20 protein-coding genes are annotated in these 22,736 nt (G+C 64.5%); 12 read left to right on the top strand and 8 right to left on the bottom strand.

Annotated features, from left to right (window positions below; all coding sequences use genetic code 11):
- Positions 1-7: 7 nt before the first annotated feature.
- The 6 genes from XI09_RS35605 to XI09_RS35580 all read right to left on the bottom strand — a co-directional run bounded on the left by XI09_RS35605 (position 8) and on the right by XI09_RS35580 (position 7,550).
- Positions 8-1,813, bottom strand: coding sequence for a gamma-glutamyltransferase family protein (locus XI09_RS35605; protein ID WP_271571044.1), 1,806 nt, complete (start codon positions 1,811-1,813; stop codon positions 8-10).
- 87 nt (positions 1,814-1,900) lie between these two features.
- Positions 1,901-2,890, bottom strand: a complete 990-nt coding sequence (locus XI09_RS35600; protein ID WP_271571043.1) for an ABC transporter ATP-binding protein — start codon at positions 2,888-2,890, stop codon at positions 1,901-1,903.
- Positions 2,887-3,873, bottom strand: coding sequence for an ABC transporter ATP-binding protein (locus tag XI09_RS35595; RefSeq protein ID WP_271571042.1), 987 nt, complete (start codon positions 3,871-3,873; stop codon positions 2,887-2,889). Before XI09_RS35595 ends, XI09_RS35600 begins: the two co-directional genes overlap by 4 nt.
- Before the next feature lie 13 nt (positions 3,874-3,886).
- Positions 3,887-4,858, bottom strand: a complete 972-nt coding sequence (locus XI09_RS35590) for an ABC transporter permease (RefSeq protein WP_271571041.1) — start codon at positions 4,856-4,858, stop codon at positions 3,887-3,889.
- 10 nt (positions 4,859-4,868) lie between these two features.
- Positions 4,869-5,849, bottom strand: a complete 981-nt coding sequence (locus XI09_RS35585) for an ABC transporter permease (RefSeq protein ID WP_092186035.1) — start codon at positions 5,847-5,849, stop codon at positions 4,869-4,871.
- Between the two features lie 105 nt (positions 5,850-5,954).
- The gene (locus tag XI09_RS35580; protein WP_271571040.1) at positions 5,955-7,550 is read right to left on the bottom strand and encodes an ABC transporter substrate-binding protein; all 1,596 of its coding nucleotides are present in this window, start codon (positions 7,548-7,550) and stop codon (positions 5,955-5,957) included.
- Positions 7,551-7,948: 398 nt separating this feature from the next.
- Here XI09_RS35580 and XI09_RS35575 point away from each other — a divergent pair, with 398 nt between their 5' ends.
- From XI09_RS35575 to XI09_RS35550, 6 genes are all read left to right on the top strand, one after another.
- Positions 7,949-8,206 (top strand): DUF6489 family protein, encoded by a 258-nt coding sequence (locus tag XI09_RS35575; protein WP_011085662.1) that lies wholly within the window; start codon positions 7,949-7,951, stop codon positions 8,204-8,206.
- Positions 8,206-9,006, top strand: coding sequence for an esterase/lipase family protein (locus tag XI09_RS35570; protein WP_271571039.1), 801 nt, complete (start codon positions 8,206-8,208; stop codon positions 9,004-9,006). Before XI09_RS35575 ends, XI09_RS35570 begins: the two co-directional genes overlap by 1 nt.
- 46 nt (positions 9,007-9,052) lie before the next feature.
- The gene (locus XI09_RS35565) at positions 9,053-10,603 is read left to right on the top strand and encodes a WS/DGAT/MGAT family O-acyltransferase (protein WP_271571038.1); all 1,551 of its coding nucleotides are present in this window, start codon (positions 9,053-9,055) and stop codon (positions 10,601-10,603) included.
- A gap of 10 nt (positions 10,604-10,613) precedes the next feature.
- Complete coding sequence (locus XI09_RS35560) at positions 10,614-11,609, top strand: alpha/beta fold hydrolase (RefSeq protein ID WP_271571037.1); 996 nt, start codon at positions 10,614-10,616, stop codon at positions 11,607-11,609.
- Between the two features lie 147 nt (positions 11,610-11,756).
- Entirely contained in the window at positions 11,757-14,993 is a 3,237-nt protein-coding gene (locus XI09_RS35555) for a bifunctional cytochrome P450/NADPH--P450 reductase (RefSeq protein ID WP_271571036.1), read from the top strand.
- 123 nt (positions 14,994-15,116) lie between these two features.
- Entirely contained in the window at positions 15,117-15,791 is a 675-nt protein-coding gene (locus XI09_RS35550; RefSeq protein WP_271571035.1) for a spermidine synthase, read from the top strand.
- Positions 15,792-15,820: 29 nt separating this feature from the next.
- Here the strand turns inward: XI09_RS35550 and XI09_RS35545 are convergent, their stop codons facing one another.
- On the bottom strand, positions 15,821-16,285 hold the full coding sequence (locus XI09_RS35545) for a nuclear transport factor 2 family protein (protein WP_271571034.1): 465 nt from the start codon (positions 16,283-16,285) through the stop codon (positions 15,821-15,823).
- Positions 16,286-16,413: 128 nt separating this feature from the next.
- Positions 16,414-17,328, bottom strand: coding sequence for an alpha/beta fold hydrolase (locus XI09_RS35540; RefSeq protein ID WP_271571033.1), 915 nt, complete (start codon positions 17,326-17,328; stop codon positions 16,414-16,416).
- Between the two features lie 168 nt (positions 17,329-17,496).
- Here XI09_RS35540 and XI09_RS35535 point away from each other — a divergent pair, with 168 nt between their 5' ends.
- The 6 genes from XI09_RS35535 (at position 17,497) to XI09_RS35510 (ending at position 22,638) form a co-directional block, all read left to right on the top strand.
- On the top strand, positions 17,497-17,880 hold the full coding sequence (locus XI09_RS35535) for a hypothetical protein (RefSeq protein ID WP_271571032.1): 384 nt from the start codon (positions 17,497-17,499) through the stop codon (positions 17,878-17,880).
- Positions 17,877-18,959, top strand: a complete 1,083-nt coding sequence (locus XI09_RS35530; RefSeq protein ID WP_092186055.1) for a PHA/PHB synthase family protein — start codon at positions 17,877-17,879, stop codon at positions 18,957-18,959. The genes XI09_RS35535 and XI09_RS35530 overlap by 4 nt, the downstream gene beginning before the upstream one ends.
- Entirely contained in the window at positions 18,956-19,549 is a 594-nt protein-coding gene (locus XI09_RS35525; RefSeq protein ID WP_271571031.1) for a GNAT family N-acetyltransferase, read from the top strand. Before XI09_RS35530 ends, XI09_RS35525 begins: the two co-directional genes overlap by 4 nt.
- A 215-nt stretch (positions 19,550-19,764) precedes the next feature.
- Positions 19,765-20,220, top strand: a complete 456-nt coding sequence (locus XI09_RS35520) for a phasin (RefSeq protein WP_092186059.1) — start codon at positions 19,765-19,767, stop codon at positions 20,218-20,220.
- A 172-nt stretch (positions 20,221-20,392) separates the two neighbouring features.
- Positions 20,393-21,679, top strand: coding sequence for a DUF445 domain-containing protein (locus XI09_RS35515; RefSeq protein WP_271571030.1), 1,287 nt, complete (start codon positions 20,393-20,395; stop codon positions 21,677-21,679).
- A 188-nt stretch (positions 21,680-21,867) separates the two neighbouring features.
- On the top strand, positions 21,868-22,638 hold the full coding sequence (locus XI09_RS35510) for an alpha/beta fold hydrolase (protein ID WP_271571029.1): 771 nt from the start codon (positions 21,868-21,870) through the stop codon (positions 22,636-22,638).
- Positions 22,639-22,736: the final 98 nt, after the last annotated feature.

Raw genomic sequence — 22,736 nt, 5'->3', positions numbered from 1 at the left:
CTGTCCATCAGCGTCCTGCTGCGTAGCCCTGCATGCCGCGGGGATTGGCGGCGGCGCGGCGACGCACCCCGACGCGCGAGGCCGCGGTGAGGCGGCCCTCGGACCAGTCGGGGCCGATCTCGACGATATGCCCGCGCTCGCGCAGGTTCTCGATCGTCGCCTTCGGCACGCGGTTCTCGACCACGAGCACGCCGGGGCGCGCGGTGCGTGGCCAGAACGAGATCGGGAAGTGCTCGGAATGCCAGGCCGGCGCGTCGATCGATTCCTGGAGATTGAGATTGCAATGGACGTGGCGCAGGAAGAATTGCGTGATCCACTGATCCTGCTGGTCGCCGCCGGGCGAGCCCCAGGCGAGATACGGCTCGCCGTCGCGCAGCGCCATGGTCGGCGACAGCGTCGTGCGCGGCCGCTTGCCCGGCGCGAGCGCCGCCGGATGGTCTTCCTCCAGCCAGAACATCTGCGCGCGGCTGCCCAGACAAAAGCCGAGCTCCGGAATGATCGGCGAAGATTGCAGCCAGCCGCCCGACGGTGTCGAGGAGACCATGTTGCCGGCCTTGTCGATGATGTCGAAATGCACGGTGTCGCCGCGCACCTCGCCGAAGCGTCCGACCGTCGGCTCGCCGGCGCCGAGCGCGCCGACCGCTTCGCGCCGGCCTTCGGCCCGCCGCAGCTTGACCACGCCGCCAAAACCTTCCACCGAGCCGGGGCGGAAGTCGAGCGAGGCCTTGTCGGTGACGAGCTTGCGGCGCTCGTCGTTGTAGGCATCCGACAGCAGCGTCGCGATCGGGATCTCGTTGAACTTCGGATCGCCGTAGAACTTTTCGCGGTCGGCGAAGGCGAGCTTGGCGCACTCGATCTGGAGATGGATGAATTCCGGCCCGGTCGGGTCGAGTCCGTCGAGCGCAAAGCCCTTGAGCAGCGCGAGCTGTTGCAGCGTCACCGGCCCCTGGCTCCAGACACCGGCTTTGCAGACGGTGTAGCGGCCATAGTCGTAGGTGAGCGGCGCCTCGATGGTCGGCTGCCAGCGCGCCATGTCGTCGGCTGAGAGCACGCCGCGATGCGGCGAGCCGCTGACGTCCATCACCTCTTGCGTGCGGCAGAATTTGTCGATGGCTTCCGCGACGAAGCCGTGCGACCACGCCTTGCGCGCGCGCTCGATCTCGGCATCGCGGCCTCCGCCGCCGCTCTCTGCCTCGCTGAGGATGCGGGTGTAGGTCGCGGCCAGCGTCTTGTTGGTGAAGAGCGTGCCCGGCTTCGGCACCTCGCCGTTCGGCAGGTAGACCGCGGCCGAGGTCGGCCAATGCTTGCGGAACAGCTGCTCGACGGTCTGGATCGTGGCGCAGGCGCGCTCGACCAGCGGATAGCCATCGCGCGCGTAGGAGATTGCGGGCTCCAGCACATCGCGCACGCGCATGGTGCCGTAGTCTCGCAACAGCATCATCCAGGATTCGAAAGTGCCGGGCACGCAGGCGGCGAGCAGGCCGGTGCCCGGCACCATGTCGAGGCCTTCGCTCTTGTAATGCGCGATGGTGGCGCGCGCCGGCGCCGGACCCTGGCCGCAGATCACTTCGGTGCGGCCGCGCTTCACGTCGTGGACGATAACAGGTACGTCGCCGCCGGGGCCGTTCAGATGCGGCTCGACCACCTGGAGCGTGAAAGCGGTGGCGACGCCGGCATCGAAGGCGTTGCCACCCTTTTCCAGAATCGCCATGCCGACGGCGGTCGCGATCCAGTGCGTGGTGGCGACGACCCCGAACGTGCCCTCGATCTCGGGACGCGTCGTGAAGGGATCCGGATTGACGTTGCTGGCCATGGGATTTCGCTACCTTGTTTGCGGCGCGCGCAATTGATCACAGGCGATGCCGTGCCGCCAATGCGCAGGCCGCATGGCACGCGCGCGTCACGCCGGTACCGGCGCGGTGTTAACCGCATGGCAGGCAACGCCGTCGATCAGTTGCGGCGCTTCCTTGCGGCAGAGGTCGAACGCCAGCGGACAGCGCGGATTGAAGGCGCAGCCGGGCGGTGGATTGATCGGGTTCGGGATCTCGCCCTTGACCGGAATGCGCTGGCGACCGCTCATGGCAAGATCGGGCACGGCGCCCAGCAGCATCTTGGTGTAGGGCATGCGGGGGCGGGCAAACAGCTCGCGGCCTTCCGCGATCTCGACGATGCGGCCGAGATACATCACGCCGACGCGGCTTGCCATGTGGCGGACCACGGCAAGGTTGTGGCTGATGAACATGTAGGTCAGGCCGAACTTGTCCTGGAGGTCGCGCATCAGGTTCAGGATCTGCGCCTGCACCGAGACGTCGAGCGCCGAGGTCGGCTCGTCGCAGACGATGAACTCGGCATCGGAGGCGAGCGCCCGCGCGATCGCGATACGCTGGCGCTGGCCGCCGGAGAACTCGTGCGGGAATTTCAGCCGGTCGTCGGGATGCAGGCCGACGAGGCTGAGCAGCTCGCCGACGCGCGCCTGGATGTCGCGCTCGCCCTGGATCAGGTCGAAGGCGCGGATCGGCTCGGAGATGATGGCATCTACGCGGAAGCGCGGGTTCAGGCTCGCATAGGGATCCTGGAAGATCATCTGGATGCGGCGGCGCAGCTTTCGCCGCGCCTGCGCCTGCCGCGGATCCGCCATCGAGACGCCGTCGATCTGGACGTCGCCGGAGCTCGGCGGCAACAGGCCGACCACCATCCGCGCCACCGTGGTCTTGCCGGAGCCGGACTCCCCGACCAGCGCAAAGGTCTCGCCCTTCCTGATGTCGAAGGTGACGTCGTCGACAGCCTTCAGATATTCGAGATGCCCGCCTTCCAGCACGCGGTTGAGCCAGGGCTTCGAGACATCGAAGACGCGGCGCAGATTTGTGGCCTTGACGAACGGGGCGCTCATGCCGCGCTCTCCGCCGGCGCATTGTCATAGAGATGGCAGGCGACCGATTGCGCGCCACGCGGCAGTGGCTCCGGCCGATCAACACGGCAGCGGTCGAATGCGAACGCGCAGCGCGGATTGAACGAGCAGCCGCGCGGAATCGCCGACAGGCGCGGCATGGAGCCGGGAATTTGCACCAGGCGCTTGTCCTCGCCCGCGAGCGTCGGGATCGCGCCCATCAATCCTTTTGCGTAGGGATGCAGCGGGTTCCTCACGACGTCCTGCACCGGACCGATCTCGGCGACGCGGCCGGCATACATCACCGCGACGCGGTCCGAGGTCTCCGCGATCACGCCCATGTCGTGCGTCACCAGCATCACCGCGGTGCCGTGGTCGCGGCCGAGCCGCTTGATCAGCGAGATGATCTGCGCCTGCACGGAGACGTCGAGCGCCGTGGTCGGCTCGTCCGCGATGATCAGCTCCGGCTCGGCGCAGATCGCGAGCGCAATCACCACGCGCTGGCGCATGCCGCCGGAGAACTCGTGCGGATAGCCGTCGATGCGCTTTTCCGGCGCGGGAATCCCGACTTCGGCGAGCAGGTCGATGGCGCGGCGGCGGGCCGCCTGTTCGGACAGATTGAGGTGGGTCCGGATCGTTTCCACGATCTGGTCGCCGACCCGGTACAGCGGATTGAGCGAGGTGAGGGGATCCTGGAAGATCATGCCGATGCGTTTGCCGCGGATGCGGCGCATCTCCTCCGGCGGCAGATTGTCGATGCGCAGGCCTGCGAGATGAATCTCGCCGCCGGCGATGCGGCCCGGCGGATCGATCAGGCCGATCACCGAAAGGCCGGTGACGGATTTGCCGGCACCGGATTCACCGACCACGCCGAGTACCTCGCCCTTGGCGATGTCGAAGGAGACGTCGTCGATGGCGCGCAGCGTGCCGCGGCGGGAGGCGAACTCCACCTGAAGATTACGCACGGAGAGAACAGGTTCGGTCATGGGCGACGCACACTCATCGAAGTTTTGGGTTGAGCGCGTCGCGCAGCCAGTCGCCGAGCAGGTTGATGGAGAGGATCAGCGCGGCGAGCGCGAGCCCCGGAAAGGCGACGATCCACCATTCGCCCGCGAACAGATAGTTGTTGCCGATGCGGATCAGCGTGCCGAGCGAGGGCATGGTGTCGGGCAGGCCGACGCCGAGGAAGGACAGCGTCGCCTCGGTGATGATGGCGAGCGCGAGGTTGATGGTGGCGATGACCAGGATCGGACCCATCGTGTTCGGCAGCACATGCCGCAGCATGATCACGGGGGCGGGCAGGCCGATCAGCTGCGCGGCGGCCACGTAGTCCTTGTTCTTCTCGACCATCACGGAACCGCGCACGGTCCGGGCATACCCGACCCAGAAACTCAGACCAATCGAGATCACCAGCACCACCAGCATGCTGGTCGCATCCAGCCGGTTGCCGAGGATCGATTTCGCGATGCCATTGACCAGCAGCGCGATCAGGATGGCGGGGAAGGTGAGTTGGACGTCGGCGATCCGCATGATCACGCCGTCCACCGCGCCGCCGAAATAACCGGCGATCAGGCCGAGCGCGATGCCGAGCGCGCCGGCGAAGATCACGCCGGCGACGCCGACAGCGAGCGAGATACGCATGCCGTAGAGGATGGCGGAGAACACGTCGCGGCCCTGCTCATCGGTGCCGAGCAGGAACGGGCTCTGGCCGTCGGCGGTCCATAGCGGCGAAATCCGCGAGTTCATCAGCTGAAGTTGCGCCGGATCGAACGGGTTCTGGACCGCAAGCCAGGAGGCAAAGATCGCAAGCAGGAAGAACAAGACCGTGATGGCGGCCGCGACCATGGTGAGCTTGGAACGGCGGAAGGAATAGAAGACGTCGCTGTCGAGCGCGCGGCTGAGCCAGCCGCGGGCAGCGTGTGTCGGCTGCGTGCTCTGCTTGTCGGAATTTGAGACGACTGCGTCGGACATGCAGGCTGCCTTATGTCGCGCGGCCGACGGTCGAGCGCAGGCGCGGATCGACCACGGTGTAGAGGATATCGACCACCAGATTGATGGTGACGAAGATCAGCGAGACCATCAGCAGGTAGGCGGCCATGATCGGGATATCGACGTTTTGCACGGCCTGGACGAACAGAAGTCCCATGCCCGGCCACTGGAACACGGTTTCGGTGATGATCGAAAATGCAATAACCGAGCCAAACTGGAGCCCGGCTACCGTGATCACGGGAATGAGCGTGTTCTTGAGCGCGTGGCCGAAATGGATGGCACGGGTGGTCAGCCCCCGGGCGCGCGCGAAGCGGATATAGTCGGTCCGCAGCACTTCCAGCATCTCCGCGCGCACCAGCCGCATGATCAGGGTCATCTGGAACAGGCCGAGCGTGATCGAGGGCATGATCAGCGCCTTCAGGCCCGACAGCGTGAGCAGGCCCGTCGTCCACCAGCCGAGCCTGACCACCTCGCCGCGGCCGAACGAGGGCAACCAGCCCAATGTCACGGCGAACAGATAGATCAGGAGGATGCCGATCAGGAACGTCGGCAGCGAGATGCCGATCAGCGAAACCGCCTGGAATAATTTGGCGAGCGCGGTGTCGCGCTTCAGCGCCGAATAGACGCCCATCAGGATGCCGAACACCATCGCAAATACGGTCGCGCAGATCGCAAGTTCCAGCGTCGCGGGCATGCGCTCCATCAATAGCGTCGAGACCGGCTGGCGGAACTGATAGGAGACGCCGAACTTGAACTGCGCGGCGTCGCCGAAATAGCGCACGAACTGCACTGGCACGGGATCATCGAGGCCGAGCGACTTGCGCACGGCTTCGCGTTCGGCCGCCGACGTGTCGATCGAGACGATCTGGTTCACGGGATCGCCGGCGAATCGGAACATCGAGAACGCGATGATGCCGACGGCGAACATGACGCCGATAGCCTGAACGGCGCGGCGAAGAGTGAAAGCGAGCATTTCTTCCACTGTCCTTGGGTGTGCTTACAGCCGACGTCCTTGTCAGCCGGAAAAAGGAAAGGTCCCGGAAGCCTGACGCTCCCGGGACCTTGTGTTCAACTGACGCTATTCCTTCTTGGTCGCCCAGTGGAACATGACCAGATTGTCGGCGCGCTGCGGCAGGTTAACCTTCTTCGATACGCCCCAGGCCAGCGCCTGCTGGTGCAGCGGGATATAGGACCAGTCCTTGTTGCCGATTTCGTAGGCCTGCTTGATCAGCTGGTTGCGCTTGGCGGTGTCGGTTTCGACCAGCACCTTGTCGGTGATGGCGTCGAACTCCTTGTTGCAGTAGCCGCCGAGATTGGCCTCGCCCCGCGAGGATTTCGCATCGTCGCGGCAGCCCATGATGTCAAAGAGCACGTTGTGGGAGTCCATCGTGCTCGGCGTCCAGCCCAGCAGGTAGAACGAGGTCTGGTAGCCGCCTTGCTTCAGCACCTTGGCGAAGTACTGCGCCTTCGGCTGCGCCAGCAGATTGATCTTGACGCCGATGCGGGCGAGCATGCCGACGACGGCCTGGCAGATCGCGGCGTCGTTGACGTAGCGATCGTTCGGGCAATCCATGGTGACCTCGAAGCCATCGGGATAACCGGCTTCGGTCAGGAGCTTCTTGGCGCCGTCGGGATCGAATTTCGGCCGCGTGAACTCCTTGGACAGTATGAACAGCTCCGGCGCGATCATCAGCGCCGACGGCGTCGCCAGCCCGCGCATCACGCGCGTCTTGATCAGCTCGATGTCGATCGCCTTGTAGAACGCCTCGCGGACCTTGATGTCCTTGAACGGGTTCTTGCCCTTGATGTTGGAGTAGAGCAGCTCATCCCGCATCTGGTCGAAGCCGATGAAGATGGTGCGCAGCTCCGGCCCCTTCAGCACCTGGGCATTCGGGCTGGAATCGACGCGGGAGATGTCCTGGATCGGCACCGGCTCGATGACGTCGACTTCGCCCGAGAGCAGGGCGGCGACGCGGGTGGCGTCGGAGGAGATCGGAGTGAAGATGATCTCCTTCAAATTGCCTTCGACCTTGCCCCAGTAATTGGGATTGGCCTTGAACACGGTCTTCACGCCGGGCTGATGGCTCTCGATGATGAAGGGACCGGTGCCGTTCTCGTGGAGCGAGGCGTAGCTCGGCGTGGTCGCCGCCACCGGCGTCGGGTCGACGACGTTGTTCTCCTCGGCCCATTTCTTGTCCATGATGTACCAGACATCCCACGAGTTATGCAGGATGGGGTTGGGCGAGGGCAGGACGAAATCGACGGTGTAGTCGTCGACCTTGACCACCTTGACGTCGGGCGCAAGGCGGGTCTGCATATTGGACCCCTTCTTGCGGACGCGATCGGCGGAGAACACCACGTCGTCGGCGGTGAAGGGGTCGCCGTTGTGGAATTTCACGCCCTTGCGCAAATGGAAGCGCCAGCGGGTCGGTTCCGGAGTTTCCCAGCTTTCCGCCAGCGCCGGAATGATCTTGAGGTCCTTGTCGCGCGCGGTGAGGCCTTGATAGACGTGACCGAGATGGGCGTGGGTGGTGCTCTCGTTGAGCGTATAGGGGTCGAGCGACTTCAGGTCACCCTGGTTGGCATAACGTAGCGTCTGGCTCGACGCCGGCGAGACCGCCAACGCAAGCGTACCGGCGAGCGTCGCCGCAAACAGAGTTCGTCCGACTGACATTCTTGACCCTCTCCACTCTGCCGCGCCGTGATTTTTCATTGTTCGGCGGGCGGATCGATCCATGTTGCCCAGAGTTCACGACCCGTGCAAGCGCCATTCCAGCAAGGAACGCGCCAAGTTGCACCGCTGTGCAGCAATGCTGACCGGCAATCTAGGGGAGGCCGGCGCGCGAATGACATTCGACTTTCGACCTGTGAAGTCCCGGGATATAGGGAAACTGGCCCTGTCGGCCGTTGGCGTCTCCGCGGTCCGCGCTGCGGTCGCGGCCGAGCGATTTGATTGACCATACCCGCCGATTGCGGGAGCCTGCGCCCCGCAGCGCGTCTGAGGTCGCTTGCGTTGCACACCGTGTCGCGGCGATACTCCGACAGGCTGCTCGAATCTCATCCGGAGGGGACATGAAAGTTAACATCGAAATCGACTGCACCCCCCTCGAGGCCCGTCAGTTCTTCGGATTGCCGGATGTCTCGCCGATGCAGATTGCCGTCATGGACAAGCTACAGCAGCAGGTCCTGAGCAATATCGACAAGGTCTCGCCGGAATCGCTGATCCAGAGCTGGTTCACTTTCGATCCGAAGCTCGCCGAGCGGTTTCAGGACATGTTCGTCACCATGGCCGGCCTCGGCGGAACGCGCAGCAGCGACAAGAAGAAATAATGGCGCCTGGGCGGGACGGACCGCAAGCGTCTGACCGGCTTCGTCCGCCGGGCCTTGGTTTGCTGCTCGCCGAAGCCCGCGGGCTGTTCGAGTTCAACGCCAGCGTGCTGTTGTCGCCGTTGCTGATGCGCGCGCCCAGGGGCGACGGCCATCCGGTGCTGACGCTGCCCGGCTTTCTCGCCAGCGATCTTTCGATGGCGCCGATGCGGCGCTATCTGAGCGAGCTCGGCTATGAGGCACATGCCTGGCGGATGGGCCGCAATCTCGGCGGGCTGGGGCGGATGCGGGAGGCTCTTCGTGCCCGCCTCGCCGAAATCCACGCCGCGACGGGGCGCAAGGTCAGCCTGGTCGGATGGAGCCTCGGCGGCGTCTATGCCCGCGATCTCGCGCTCCAGGCGCCCGACATGGTCCGTTACGTCGTGACGCTCGGCAGTCCTTTTGCCAACGATGTGCGGGCGACCAATGCCACGCGGCTCTACGAGGCGCTGTCCGGCGAGCGGGTCGAGGATTTTGCCGAACTGCGCGAGGCGATCGCCGGCGATCTGCCGGTGCCGGCGACGTCGATCTATTCCCGCGCCGACGGCGTCGTGAACTGGCGGACCTGTCTGTTGCGTCCCTCGGACCGTGCCGAGAACATCGAGGTGCACCTAGCGAGCCATATCGGGCTCGGCGTGAACCCCGCAGCGCTGTGGGCCGTTGCGGACCGGCTGGCGCAACCGGAGGGGGAGTTCTGGCCATTTGACCGGGCGGGGCCGTTTGCCATTGCATATGCCCCGCCGGAGCGGGCAATATCGGCCTGACGAGAAGCGCCGCCAAGGCGCCCGTCAAATCTTGCGGGAGGGAACTATGGCTGACGGTAAGAAGCTGTCGTCGCTGGACGCGTCGTTTCTCTATCTGGAAACGCCGGAAATGCCGATGCATGTCGGCAGCATGGCGATTTTTCGCCTGCCCGACGATTACAAGGGCGACTTCTTCGAAGACTTCAAGGCGATGATCGTCTCGCGCCTGCACATCGCGCCGATCCTGAAGGCGCGGCTGGAGAAGGCGCCGCTCGATATCGATCATCCCTCCTGGGTCGAGGACGATCAGTTCGACATCGACCGTCACATCTTTCGCGCCAGCCTGCCGCAGCCGCGCGACCGCGCCACGCTCGAGCGCATCGTTGGCTGGATGCATGCCAAGCTCTTGAACCGCGCCCGCCCGCTCTGGGAGTTCTACGTGTTCGAGGGCATGAAGGACAACGAGGTCGGGCTCTATTCCAAGATGCACCATGCCGCCATCGACGGCGGTGCCGGCGCGGCCCTGACCAACATGATCTACGACATCTCGCCGATCCCGCGGAAGGTCGATCCGCCGGCGGCGGGAGCTAAGCCCGGACAGGAGCCGCGCGACATCGCCGCCAACCTGCTCGATTCCTACCAGCAGCTCTTCAGCCAGCCGCTCGATGCTTCGGCCGCTGCGAAGAACCTGCAGCTGCCGCGCACCGGCAAGAGCGACATCGGCTCCATCCTGTTCGACAATGCGATGTACCAGATCGAGAGCGCGGTGCGCTTCGCCGGCAACATCCCGACCGTGCTCAAGAGCGTGTCCGACGTGCTCGGCAAGGTCGCCGATCCGAAGTCGCGCGAGAGCCTGGCCAGCATGGTGTCGCCGCCGACCATGCTCAACAAGACCATCTCCTCGGAGCGCAGCTTCGCCGGCGTGTCGATCCCGCTGTCGCGGGCGAAGGCGCTGGCCAAGCAGGCCGGCGGCAAGCTCAACGACGTCGTGCTGGCGCTCGCCTCCGGCGTGGTCCGCCGCTATCTCCAGCAATATGGCACGCTGCCGGCTAAATCGCTGACCGCCGCGGTGCCGATCTCGCTGCGCGAGGAAGGCAACACCGAGGCCAACAACCAGGTGTTCGGCATGATCTGCGCGATCGCGACCGACATCGACGATCCAAAGGCGCGACTGGAGGCGATCATCGCGCAATCGACCAAGTCCAAGGAGATGTCGCATCCGCTGCGCGCCCTGATGCCGCAAGTGTCCAACATCTCGATGCTGGGTGCGCCGATCATGGTGCAGATCCTGGCACTGCTCTACAGCCGCTCGAACCTGTCGGACGTGCTGCCGCCGGCCGCCAACATCACGGTGTCCAACGTGCCCGGGCCGCGGCAGACGCTCTACGCCGCGGGTGCCGAGCTGCTGCACATCTTCCCGGTATCGATCTCGACGCACGGGCAGGCGCTCAACATCACCGTGCAGAGCTATCGCGATCAGCTCGATTTCGGTTTCATCGTCGGTGCCAACATCATTCCGCATGTGCAGGTGATGTGCGACATGTTGCCCGAGGAGTTTGCTGCGCTGGAGGCGGCCTACGCCCCACCCGCGGTCAACATCAAAGGCGCTGCAGAGTAGGAATGTCTCGATGATTGAAATGCCGCCGCTCAAGTTCGTGCAGACGAACGGAATCCGCATGGGTTATTACGAGGCGGGTCCGGTCTCCGATACCCCGCCGTTGGTGCTGTGCCATGGCTGGCCGGAACTCGCCTTCTCCTGGCGCCATCAGATCAAGGCGCTGAGCGAGGCCGGAATCCGGGTGATCGCGCCGGACCAGCGTGGTTATGGCGCGACCGACCGGCCCGAGCCGGTCGAGGACTACGACATCGAGCACCTGACCGGCGATCTCGTCGGTCTGCTCGATCATCTCGGGATCGACAAGGCGATCTTCGTCGGCCACGACTGGGGCGGCTTCATCGTCTGGCAGATGCCACTGCGGCATATCGGCCGTGTCGCCGGCGTGGTCGGCATCAATACCCCCCATACCAACCGTGCCTGGGCCGATCCGATCGAGCTCCTGCGCGCGCGGTTTGGCGACAAGATGTACATCGTGCAGTTCCAGGACCCGTCCCGTGAGCCCGACAGGATCTTTGGCAGCCGCGTCGAGCAGACCTTCGATGCGTTCATGCGCAAGCCGGCGCCGCGCCCGCCCGACGCGCCGGCAGAGGAAGTGGTTGCCGGCGTCGGCGCTTCGCCACGGCTCAACCTGGCGTTTCCGCAGATGATCGCGGCCTATGACGCCAAGCACGATCCGCGTGCGCCGATCCTGTCGCCGGAAGAGAAGAAGGTGTTCGTCGACAATTTCACCAGGACCGGCTTTACCGGCGGCATCAACTGGTATCGCAACATGTCGCGCAATTGGGTGCGCGCCGAAGGGCTCGATCATACGGTACGCGTGCCGTCGCTGATGATCATGGCCGAGAACGACGCGGTGCTGCCGCCGTCTTCCGCCGATGGCATGGACAAGCTGATTCCCGATCTCGAAAAATATCTGGTCCGCGACAGCGGCCATTGGACGCAGCAGGAGAAGCCGGACGAGGTCAGCGCCAAGCTGATCGAATGGCGCAGAAGGCGATTTGGCTAGCTCGTCATTGCGAGCGAGGCGAAGCAATCCAGGATGCCTCCGCGGTGATGGTCTGGATTGCTTCGTCGCACCAGCGCAAAATTGCCTTGCAATTTTGTCGCGGGCTCCTCGCAATGACGAGGGTTACTGAGGGGGAAGCGCACGTCAATGTCATCCAAGAATCGTCTGGACCCGATTCCGCAGCCGCCGACCAAGCCGGTGGTCGGCAACATGCTGTCGCTGGACTCGGCCGCCCCGGTGCAGCACCTGACGCGGCTCGCCAAGGAGCTCGGGCCGATCTTCTGGCTCGACATGATGGGCTCGCCGATCGTCGTTGTCTCCGGTCACGATCTCGTCGACGAGCTCTCCGACGAAAAACGCTTCGACAAGACGGTGCGTGGCGCGCTGCGGCGCGTGCGTGCGGTCGGCGGCGACGGCCTGTTCACGGCCGACACCAGGGAGCCGAACTGGAGCAAGGCGCACAACATCCTGCTTCAGCCCTTCGGCAACCGCGCCATGCAGTCCTATCACCCGAGCATGGTCGACATCGCCGAGCAGCTCGTCAACAAATGGGAGCGGCTGAACGCCGACGACGAGATCGACGTCGTCCACGACATGACGGCGCTGACGCTGGACACGATCGGCCTGTGCGGCTTCGACTACCGCTTCAATTCGTTCTACCGGCGCGACTACCATCCCTTCGTCGAGTCGCTGGTGCGCTCGCTCGAAACCATCATGATGACGCGCGGTCTGCCGTTCGAGCAGATCTGGATGCAGAAGCGGCGCAAGACGCTCGCCGAAGACGTCGCCTTCATGAACAAGATGGTCGACGAGATCATCGCAGAGCGCCGCAAGAGTGCAGAGGGGATTGACGACAAGAAGGACATGCTCGCGGCGATGATGACCGGCGTCGACCGCTCGACCGGCGAGCAGCTGGACGACGTCAACATCCGCTATCAGATCAACACGTTTTTGATCGCCGGCCACGAGACCACAAGCGGCCTGTTGTCCTACACGCTCTATGCGCTCTTGAAGCATCCCGACATTCTCAAGAAGGCCTATGACGAGGTCGATCGCGTCTTCGGTCCCGATGTCAACGCGAAGCCGACCTATCAGCAGGTGACGCAGCTCACCTACATCACGCAGATCCTGAAAGAGGCGCTGCGGCTATGGCCGCCGGCGCCGGCCTACGGCATCTCACCGTTGAGCGACGAGACCATCGGCGGCGGCAGGTACAAGCTCAGGAAGGGCACGTTCATCACCATTCTGGTGACGGCACTGCATCGCGATCCCTCCGTCTGGGGACCAAATCCCGATGCCTTCGATCCCGAAAATTTCAGCCGCGAGGCGGAGGCCAAGCGGCCGATCAATGCCTGGAAGCCGTTTGGCAACGGCCAGCGTGCCTGCATCGGCCGCGGCTTTGCCATGCACGAGGCGGCGCTCGCACTCGGCATGATCCTCCAGCGTTTCAAGCTGATCGACCACCAGCGCTACCAGATGCACCTGAAGGAAACGCTGACGATGAAGCCGGAGGGCTTCAAGATCAAGGTTCGCCCGCGCGCCGATCGCGAGCGCGGTGCTTATGGTGGAGCTGTCGCCGCCACGGCTTCGGCGCCGAAGACGCCGCGCCAGCCGACGGCGCGGCCCGGCCACAACACGCCGATGCTGGTGCTTTACGGCTCCAATCTCGGCACCGCCGAGGAACTCGCGACGCGCATGGCGGACCTTGCCGAGATCAACGGCTTTGCCGTGCATCTCGGGCCGCTCGACGAGTATGTCGGCAAGCTGCCGCAGGAGGGCGGCGTGCTGATCATCTGCGCCTCCTATAACGGAGCGCCCCCGGACAATGCGACACAGTTCGTCAAATGGCTCGGCGACGACCGGCCGAAGGATGCCTTTGCCAATGTGCGCTACGCCGTATTCGGCTGCGGCAACAGCGACTGGGCCGCGACCTATCAATCGGTGCCGCGCTTCATCGACGAGCAGTTGTCGAAGCACGGCGCGCGCGCGGTCTATCCGCGCGGCGAGGGCGATGCGCGCAGCGATCTCGACGGCCAGTTCCAGAAATGGTTCCCGGCGGCTGCCCAGGTCGCGACCAAGGAGTTCGGCATCGACTGGAACTTCACCCGCACCGCGGAGGACGACCCGCTCTACGCGATCGAGCCTGTCGCGGTGACCGCCGTCAACACCATCGTCGCCCAGGGCGGCGCAGTGGCGATGAAGGTGCTGGTCAATGACGAGCTTCAGAACAAGAGCGGGTCCAATCCGTCGGAGCGCTCGACGCGACATATCGAGGTGCAGCTGCCGTCCAATATCACCTACCGCGTCGGCGATCATTTGAGCGTCGTCCCGCGCAACGACCCGACGCTGGTGGATTCGGTTGCCCGCCGCTTCGGCTTCCTGCCGGCCGACCAGATCAGGCTTCGGGTCGCCGAAGGCCGCCGCGCGCAGTTGCCGGTCGGCGAGGCCGTGTCGGTCGGCCGCCTGCTCAGCGAGTTCGTCGAGCTGCAGCAGGTGGCGACGCGGAAGCAGATCCAGATCATGGCCGAGCACACCCGCTGCCCGGTCACCAAGCCCAAGCTGCTGGCCTTCGTCGGCGAGGAGGTCGAGCCGGCCGAGCGCTACCGCGCCGAGATTCTGGCGAGGCGCAAATCGGTGTTCGACCTGCTGCTCGAATATCCGGCCTGCGAATTGCCGTTCCACGTTTATCTGGAAATGCTCTCGCTGCTGGCGCCGCGCTATTACTCGATCTCCTCCTCGCCGTCGGTCGATCCGGCGTGTTGCAGCGTCACGGTCGGTGTGGTCGAGGGGCAGGCCGCCTCCGGACGCGGCGTCTACAAAGGCATCTGCTCCAACTATCTCGCCAACCGGCGCGCGGGCGATGCGATCTACGCCACCGTGCGTGAGACCAAGGCCGGCTTCCGGCTTCCGGACGATCCATCCGTGCCGATCATCATGATCGGCCCGGGCACGGGACTGGCGCCGTTCCGCGGCTTCCTCCAGGAGCGCGCCGCGCGCAAGGCGAAAGGCGCTGCGCTCGGTCCGGCGATGCTGTTCTTCGGCTGCCGCCGTCCCGACCAGGATTTTCTCTACGCCGACGAGCTGAAGGCGCTGGCGGCAAGCGGCATCACCGAGCTCTTCACGGCGTTCTCGCGCGCGGATGGACCGAAGACCTATGTGCAGCACGTGATCGCAGCGCAGAAGGACAAGGTCTGGCCGCTGATCGAGCAGGGCGCCATCATCTACGTCTGCGGCGACGGCGGCAAAATGGAGCCCGACGTGAAGGCCGCGCTCGTCGCGATCCATCGCGAGAAGAGCGGTAGCGATGCCGCCGCCGGTGCGCGCTGGATCGAGGAGATGGGTGCGAAGAACCGCTATGTGCTCGACGTCTGGGCGGGCGGTTAGCCGTAGATTGTAGGGTGGGTTAGCGAAGCGTAACCCACCATGTTTCAGCGCACGCAGAACGAAGTTGGTGGGTTACGCTTCGCTAACCCACCCTACGATTTCCGATCATGCTAAAGCTCGCGCATGATTCCCTGGGAAAAGATCGACACCGCCCAAATTCCCGGCTCCGATGGCGAGCTCCGCCTGATGCGGCGCGGCAAGGAGTTCTCGATCATGCTCGGCACCAACGAGCTGATGAACAGCCGCCTGTCGGGCTCCGAGGCTGCGCTCGCGACATTGGCGGCGAAGCAGATCGAGAAGGTCGCAAAGCCCGTCGTCCTGATCGGCGGCCTCGGCATGGGCTTTACGCTGCGTGCGGCGCTCACCGTGCTCGGCAGCAAGGCGAAGATCGTCGTGTCCGAGCTCGTGCCGGCGGTGGTCGCCTGGGCGCGAGGTCCGATGTCGCAGGTCTTCGGCGACAGTCTCGATGATGTCAGGGTGAGCATCCGCGAGACCGATGTCGCCGACATCATCCGGGCGAAGGGATCGGCCTTCGACGCCATTCTCCTCGACGTCGATAACGGGCCGGAGGGGCTGACCCGCAAGGGCAATGATGCACTCTACAACGCGGGCGGGTTGAAGGCGGCCAAGACGGCGCTGCGGCCGGGCGGCGTGCTCGCCGTCTGGTCGTCGGGGCCCAACCCGGCATTCACCAGGCGCCTTGGGAGCGCCGGCTTCGACGTGAATGAAGTCAACGTCCGCGCCACCGGCAGAGGCGGCGGCGCGCGTCACGTGATCTGGATCGCGCGGAAGAGCTAGGCGGTCTGCCTCTCTGCGCGTTCAATCCGTCAGAACATCGTGTTGTTGTTCGCCGGATTTTCCGGGATCGGCTGCACGACGTCCCAGTGCTCGACGATCTTGCCGTTTTGCAGCTTGAAGATGTCGACGATCGCGTTGCCCCTTGTGCCGGGTTCGCGAACCGCGTGCACGTGGAGAATGACATAGTCGCCGTCGACGAACGAGCGCTTGATCTCGCTGTGCGAGTTCGGAAACTTCTCGCGGAGGAAGCCGATGAACTTGCGGAAGCCGTCCGGACCATCTGCCGCATTCGGATTGTGCTGCACATAGCGGTTGCCGATATAGGCGACGGCTGCATCCGCGTCCTTCTGATTGAGGCCCTTCTCGTAGAAGGCAAGCACGGCGGTGCGGTTGGCTTCTTCCTGCGCGCTGCCGGCGATCGCGGCGCCGTTGCCGAGGGACAGCATGAGAATGGAAGCCGCAATCATTGCGATCGGGCGGACGATGAGATGCATGTGAGCTCCGAGAGGCCGCGGCCTCTGTCTTGCGATTGAGGGAGGCCTGTATAGCTTTCGCGCCGGCTCTCGTTAAGACAGTAACCGGCAGCTCACATGGTCACTGCGGAGAGACCACCTACGTCGGTCTAAGCCGCCCGTGCTGCCGCACCATGCGCGTGCTTGTCGATGGCACCGATGATCTCGGGCCAGAAGCGCATCGGCAGCGCGTGGCCCATGCCCTCGATCATCAACAGCTTTGCACCGGGGATCGAGGCCGCCGTGTCCTTGCCGCCTTCGGGATGGACCAAGGGATCAACCGTGCCGTGGATCACCAGCGCCGGTGTTTTCACGCTATGCAGCCGCTCCTTGCGGCTGCCCGAGGCAAGCACGGCGCGCAGTTGCCGGCCGACGCCGGCCGGATTGAGTCCGCGCGCGAACACGCGCTCGGCACGATCAGGATCCAGTGCTTCCTCTTCCGGAAAGGCCCCGGCGCGTAACACCTTCCAGGTCTGGCCGAAGCGGTCGATGAACTCCTCCTTGCTGCGCGGCGGCGGTGCCATCAGCATCGCGGCGGCTTCGCGTGTCGGCGGCGGCACGCGCGGATTGCCCGTCGTCGACATGATCGAGGTCAGCGAACGCACGCGCTGCGGAAACGACAGCGTCACCTCCTGCGCGATCATGCCGCCCATGGAGGCGCCGACCAGATGCGCCGACTTGATGCCGAGCGCGTCCATCAGGCCGACGGTGTCCCTGGCCATATCGATCAGCTTGTAGGTTGCGGCCACGGGAATCCTGAGGAAGCGCAGCTTCAGCAGCTCGAGCGGCGTCAGGCGTTTGCCGCCCGTCAGATGGCTCGACTTGCCGATGTCGCGATTGTCGAAGCGGATCACGCGAAAGCCGTGCACGGCGAGCTGCTCGCAGAACGCATCGTCCCAATGGATCATCTGCGCCCCGAGCCCCATGATCAGCAGCAGCGGCTCGGCGTTGTCGTCGCCAAAGATCTCGTAGCAAATGTCGATGCCGTTGGCGCGGACGGTCTTGGGCGGCTGATGGGCGTTCACGGGCGCGGTCCCTCCTGCTGATCGATGCTGTATCGCACGGTTTCCCGCCGCAAAGAAGCGGCGTGCGCATTAGCGCACCCGCTGCTTGCCGGTTGACCGGCACCGCGCAACGGTGTCGTATGGTGAAAAAAGAAGGGCATCGCAGCTCTCGATTTCAGGAGGACGCCGATGACCGACAAGACAAACGACCCCGTTGCCGTGTGGCAGAAGATGGTTGGCGAGATGGAGAAGGGGTTCAACTCTTTCGCCAATCAAGCCATGTCGTCGCCTGAGTTCTCGCAAGCGATGAATCGGGCCGGCGGCGTTGCTGCAGGTGCTCAGAAGCAGCTCGGCGAGCTCATGGAGAAATACCTTGTCAGTATGAATCTGCCGAGCCGCGAGCAGGTCACGGGTCTTGCGGAACGGCTACAGTCCATCGAGGCCCAGATCGGCGAGATGAAGTCGATGCTGAGCCAGATGGCGGCAGGTTCCGGACTGTCGCAAGGCATCGACGGTGCGCCGCGGCCGCCGCGGACGAAACGCCCGCCCTCCGAAGGCGGAGAGCCCAAATGAACGCGCCGACGGGACTTGATTTCGCCTCCATCCCGGAGCGCATCCAGTCCGAGGTGCAGCGCGCAATCCAGCGCAGCATCAAGGGTGTCGAATATTTCTCGACCTCCGGCCCGACGCTCGGCTCGACGCCGAAAGACGTACTGCATTCGCGCGGCACGATGAGCCTCTACCACTATCGGCCGATGTCGGACGAGATCTACCGCGTGCCGGTTCTGATCGTGATGGCGACCACCAATCGCGGCTACATCCTCGACCTCGTGCCCGGCCAGAGCTTCATCGAGTTCCTCCTGAGGCGCGGCTACGACGTCTACATGCTCGACTGGAGCGCGCCGCGTCCGGAAGAGAAGAGCCTGCGCATGGAGGACTACGTCCTCGACTTCATCCCGGATTGCGTCCGCCGCGTGCAGCAGGATTCCGGCGAGCAGGACGTCTCCGTCATCGGCTACTGCTTCGGCGGCGTGCTGTCGCTGCTCTACGGCTCGATCCACAAGGACGGGCCGATGAAGAACTTGATCTGCTTCACCACGCCGATCGACTTCCGCGAGATGAAGCTGTTCTCCAATTTCTCCGACCGCCGCTATTTCGACGTCGACCGCCTCGTCGACAGCGTCGGCAACGTGCCGCCGGAGATGATCCTGTCCTCGTTCGAGATGCTGCGCCCGGCCTCGCGCACGGTGAGCCAGATCCAGCTCTGGGAAAACATCTGGAACGACGAGTTCGTCAAGTCCTACCGGATGTTCGATCGCTGGGCGACCGATACGCTGCCGCTGGCTGGAGAATATTTCCGCACCATCACCAAGGACCTGATGTGGGACAACAAGCTGTTCAACGACACCATGTCGGTCGGCGGCCGCGCGGCGAAGCTCGAAGACATCAAGGTTCCGATCCTGCATGCGGTCGCCGAGCACGACCACATCGTGCCCTATGATGCGGCAAAGCACCTGATCGCGAAGATTGGATCGGCGGACAAGGAGGAGGTGATGCTGAAAGGCGGTCACGTCTCGCTGGTCGCCGGCGCCAACGCGGTGAAGCGGCTGTGGCCGAAACTGGACTCCTGGCTGGGGAAGAGATCGACATGAGTGAGCAGCGTTCCTATCCGCGTCAGGTCAAGACCGACGCCGGGGATATCGAGATCCGTCTGATGTCGCCTGCGGACGAAGCCGCGGTGCTTGCCTTCGGCAAGGGTCTGCCGACGCACGATCTCCTTTTCCTGCCACGCAACATCAGCGAGCCAAAAGTGCTCTCGGCCTGGGTCAAGGAGATCGAGCGCGGTGCGATCACGAGCCTGCTCGCGGTGAAGGACGGCAAGGTCGTCGGCTGCGGCACGCTGGTGCGCGATCCGCATTCCTGGTCGCCCCATGTCGGCGAGATCCGCATGGTGGTCTCGCTCGACGTACGCGGGAAGGGGGTGGGGCGGGCGCTGTCGCAGGAGACCTTTGCGCTTGCGCTCGGCGCAGGCCTGGAAAAGCTCTCGGTCCAGATGACGGTCGACCAGCAGGCGGCGATCGCGCTGTTTGAAAGCCTCGGCTTCAAGGCCGAGGCGCTGCTGCGCGACCACGTCCGCGACGTCGACGGCAAGACCCACGACATTGTCGTGCTCGGCCACAACATCGCGCAGGTCCAGGCCCAGATGGAGGCCTATGGGCTGCCTGGTGCCGTCCAGCACTAAGGACCACAAAGACCGGCCGGGCACCGTTCCTCGGGAACCAATTGGTGAGGGAGGCATCATATTGCCTCCTGTTAAGGCTGTTCACGATTTCGTGATATCGCAGTGCAATATGAATATTGCATTGCACAATTAACTATGCGATATAAGCGGTGCCCCGGGCCAATGCGGACGGGGTGAGCCCATAGCTCAGACCAATGAGGATGGAGAGACCCCCAATGACCACCGAAACCAACACCGCCTTCGAGGGCTTCAAGGACGCGTTCAAGAACATCCAGAACCTGGAAGTTCCCGAGGCTGCCCGCGAGTTCGTCAAGAAGAGTGCCAGCACTGCCAAGGACCGCGCTGCCGAGGTTTTCGCCGGCTCCGAGCGGGTGACCGCCGCCGTCGAGAACGCGGTGACCGAATCCGTCGCCGAAGCCGGCAAGATCAGCCGCAACATCCAGCAGGCGATCTACGAGGACGCCGAAGCGTTCTTCTCGGGCATCGACAAGCTCGCGTCCGCCAAGTCGTTCAGCGAAGCCGTCGAGATCCAGTCGAGCCTGCTCCGCTCCCGCGGCGAAGCGCTCGTTTCGCGCGCCAAGGCGACCACCGACTATCTCGGCAAGCTCGCCGCCAACGGCGCGAAGTCCGCTCAGGACAACTTTGCCAAGGTCTATAACAAGACCGCCTGATTGCGCGTCGCGTTGACAAACTGAATTTTGAGGCCCGCTTCGGCGGGCCTTGTTTTTTGTGCTGCCGTCATCATCGGTCGTCATTCCGGGCGCCCAAAGGGCGAACCCGGAATCTCGAGATTCCGGGTCCAGTCCTGCGGACCGTCCCGGAATGACGTAACCTCGGTGAATCATGACCCCACCCGCCACCTTCTCCTTCGACACTCCCGGCGACGCCGAGCGCGCGGCCGAGTTGCGCCGCGTGAAAGCATTGGCGACCTTGGTGCTCGCCTCGACGTTGGCCTTGTTCGTCGTCGCGAAATGGCTGCTGCCCGTGCATCCCGTGTTCGGCTTCATCGCGGCCTTCGCGGAAGCCGCGACCATCGGCGGCCTCGCCGACTGGTATGCCGTGGTCGCGCTGTTCAAGCGGCCGCTCGGCCTGCCGATCCCGCATACCGCGATCATCCAGAGCAACCAGGCCCGCATCGCCGACAAGCTCGGCGAGTTCATCCAGGTGCATTTCCTCGAGGCCGGACCCGTCGAGGCCAAGCTGAACGAGATCGATTTCGGCTCCTTCGTTGCCGACTGGCTGCGCGACCGCAAGCGCAGCGATGATCTCGCGCGCTTCGCGCTGCGCCTGCTGCCGGAGGCCTTCTCCGCGACCGAAAGCTCAGGCCTGATGACCTTCATCATCCGCCGCATGTCCTCGCAGCTCCAGGCGATCGATCTCGCACCACTCGCGGCCGGCACGCTACGCGGCTTCGTCGCGGAGGGGCGGCACCAGATCCTGTTCGACGATCTCCTGCGCGTGATGCACGAGACGCTGAACCAGAAGGAGACGATGGCGATGATCCGCGAGAAGGTGCGCGCGGAATTGCCGACCCTGCTCAGGCTCTACCGCGCCGACAAGTTTCTGGTGAACAAGATCGTGGCGTCCGCTACCGCTTTCTTCAATGAGGTGCGCAGCGATCCCAAACATCCGTTCCGCGGCGAGTTCGACCGCATGGTGCTGAGCTTCGTCGACCGGCTCGGCACCGACCGGGCCTATATCGATCGCATCGACGGCCTGAAACGCGATCTGCTGGCGCGGCCCGAGCTTGCCGATCTCGCCCGCACCGTCTGGGCCAACACGCGCTCTTTCATCGAGCGCAGCGCCTCCGGCGAGACGCAGGTGCTTCAGCATCATCTCGCTGGCATGTTCGTCGCCGCGGGCGAGGCGCTCGCCGGCGATGCCGAACTGCGCGGCGAGATCAACAAGGGTCTGGTGACGGTCCTGCGCAGCTTCGTCGCGGACCAGAAGAGCGGCGTCTCCACCTTCATCTCCGATCAGGTCAAGGCATGGGATATGGCGCAGCTGATTTCGCTGATCGAAATCAACATCGGCCGCGACCTGCAATACATCCGCTTCAACGGCTCGCTGATCGGCGGGCTGGCCGGACTGGCGCTCTACTCCGTCGAATTCCTGCTTCGATTGCTGTGACTTTTGCATCACGGACGTTAGCATTAACGCGCGGGCCTATTGTGGCCCCGCGTCTCTCCCGCTTGAATGTCGGGAACCGGCCGCCTAGCTGATTCATGTTGCGCTGCGGAACGTTCAAGAAGCCGGCGTATTGGAATTCATGCCCATTTGCCGGCATCGCGGCCGGCGCCTTCCCAAGGGAAACATTGATGACCGCTACTGCCCAGACGCTGCGCCCGCCGTCCCGTACCCTGATGTTTCTGGAAGGGCGCGCGATCCACGAGTTCGGCGCATTCCTCGGTGCGCTGCCGCTGCTGAGCCTCGCGCCGCGCGGCGATGGGCATCCGGTGCTGGTGCTGCCGGGCCTGGTGGCCTCCGACGCGTCCACGCGCGCGCTGCGCACGTTTCTGTCAGGCAAGGGTTACGCGGTAAGCGGCTGGCGCCAGGGCCGCAACTACGGCCTGCGTCCGGGCGTGCAGCATGCGATGGTCGATCTGGTCCAGGAGCTCAGCGACACGCATGGCCGCAAGATCAGCCTGGTCGGCTGGAGCCTCGGCGGCCTCTATGCGCGCCAGCTCGCCAAGATGATGCCCGAGCGCGTGCGTCAGGTGATCACCCTCGGCAGCCCCTTTGCCGGCGATCCGCGCTCCACCAATGCCTGGCGTGTCTATGAATGGGCAAGCGGCCAGAAGGCCGACCAGGTCGATCCGCGCTTCGGCGGCGAACTTGCCGTGCCGCCGCCGGTGCCGACCACCGCCATCTTCAGCCGCACCGACGGCGTCTGTGCCTGGCAGGGCTGCATGGAGAAGTCGGGCGCCGAGACCGAGAGCATCGAGATCGAGAGCAGCCATTGCGGCATGGGGCATCACCCCGCCGCGGTCTATGCCGTGGCTGACCGGCTTGCGCAGAAGGAAGGCCAGTGGAAGCCCTTCGACCGCAGCGGCTGGCGCAGCCTGGCGTATCCCGATCCGCATCGGTGATGCTTCCTTCGCCTCTTCCCGCGTGCGGGGAGAGGCCGGATTGCATCGGAGATGCAATCCGGGTGAGGGGGATTCTCCGCGAGTCCATCTCCCAATGA

The sequence above is a fragment of the Bradyrhizobium sp. CCBAU 11386 genome, assembly GCF_028128955.1.
Lineage (GTDB): Bacteria > Pseudomonadota > Alphaproteobacteria > Rhizobiales > Xanthobacteraceae > Bradyrhizobium.
Note: the sequence above shows the minus strand (reverse complement) of the source record. Positions and strands in the feature narration are given on the sequence as shown.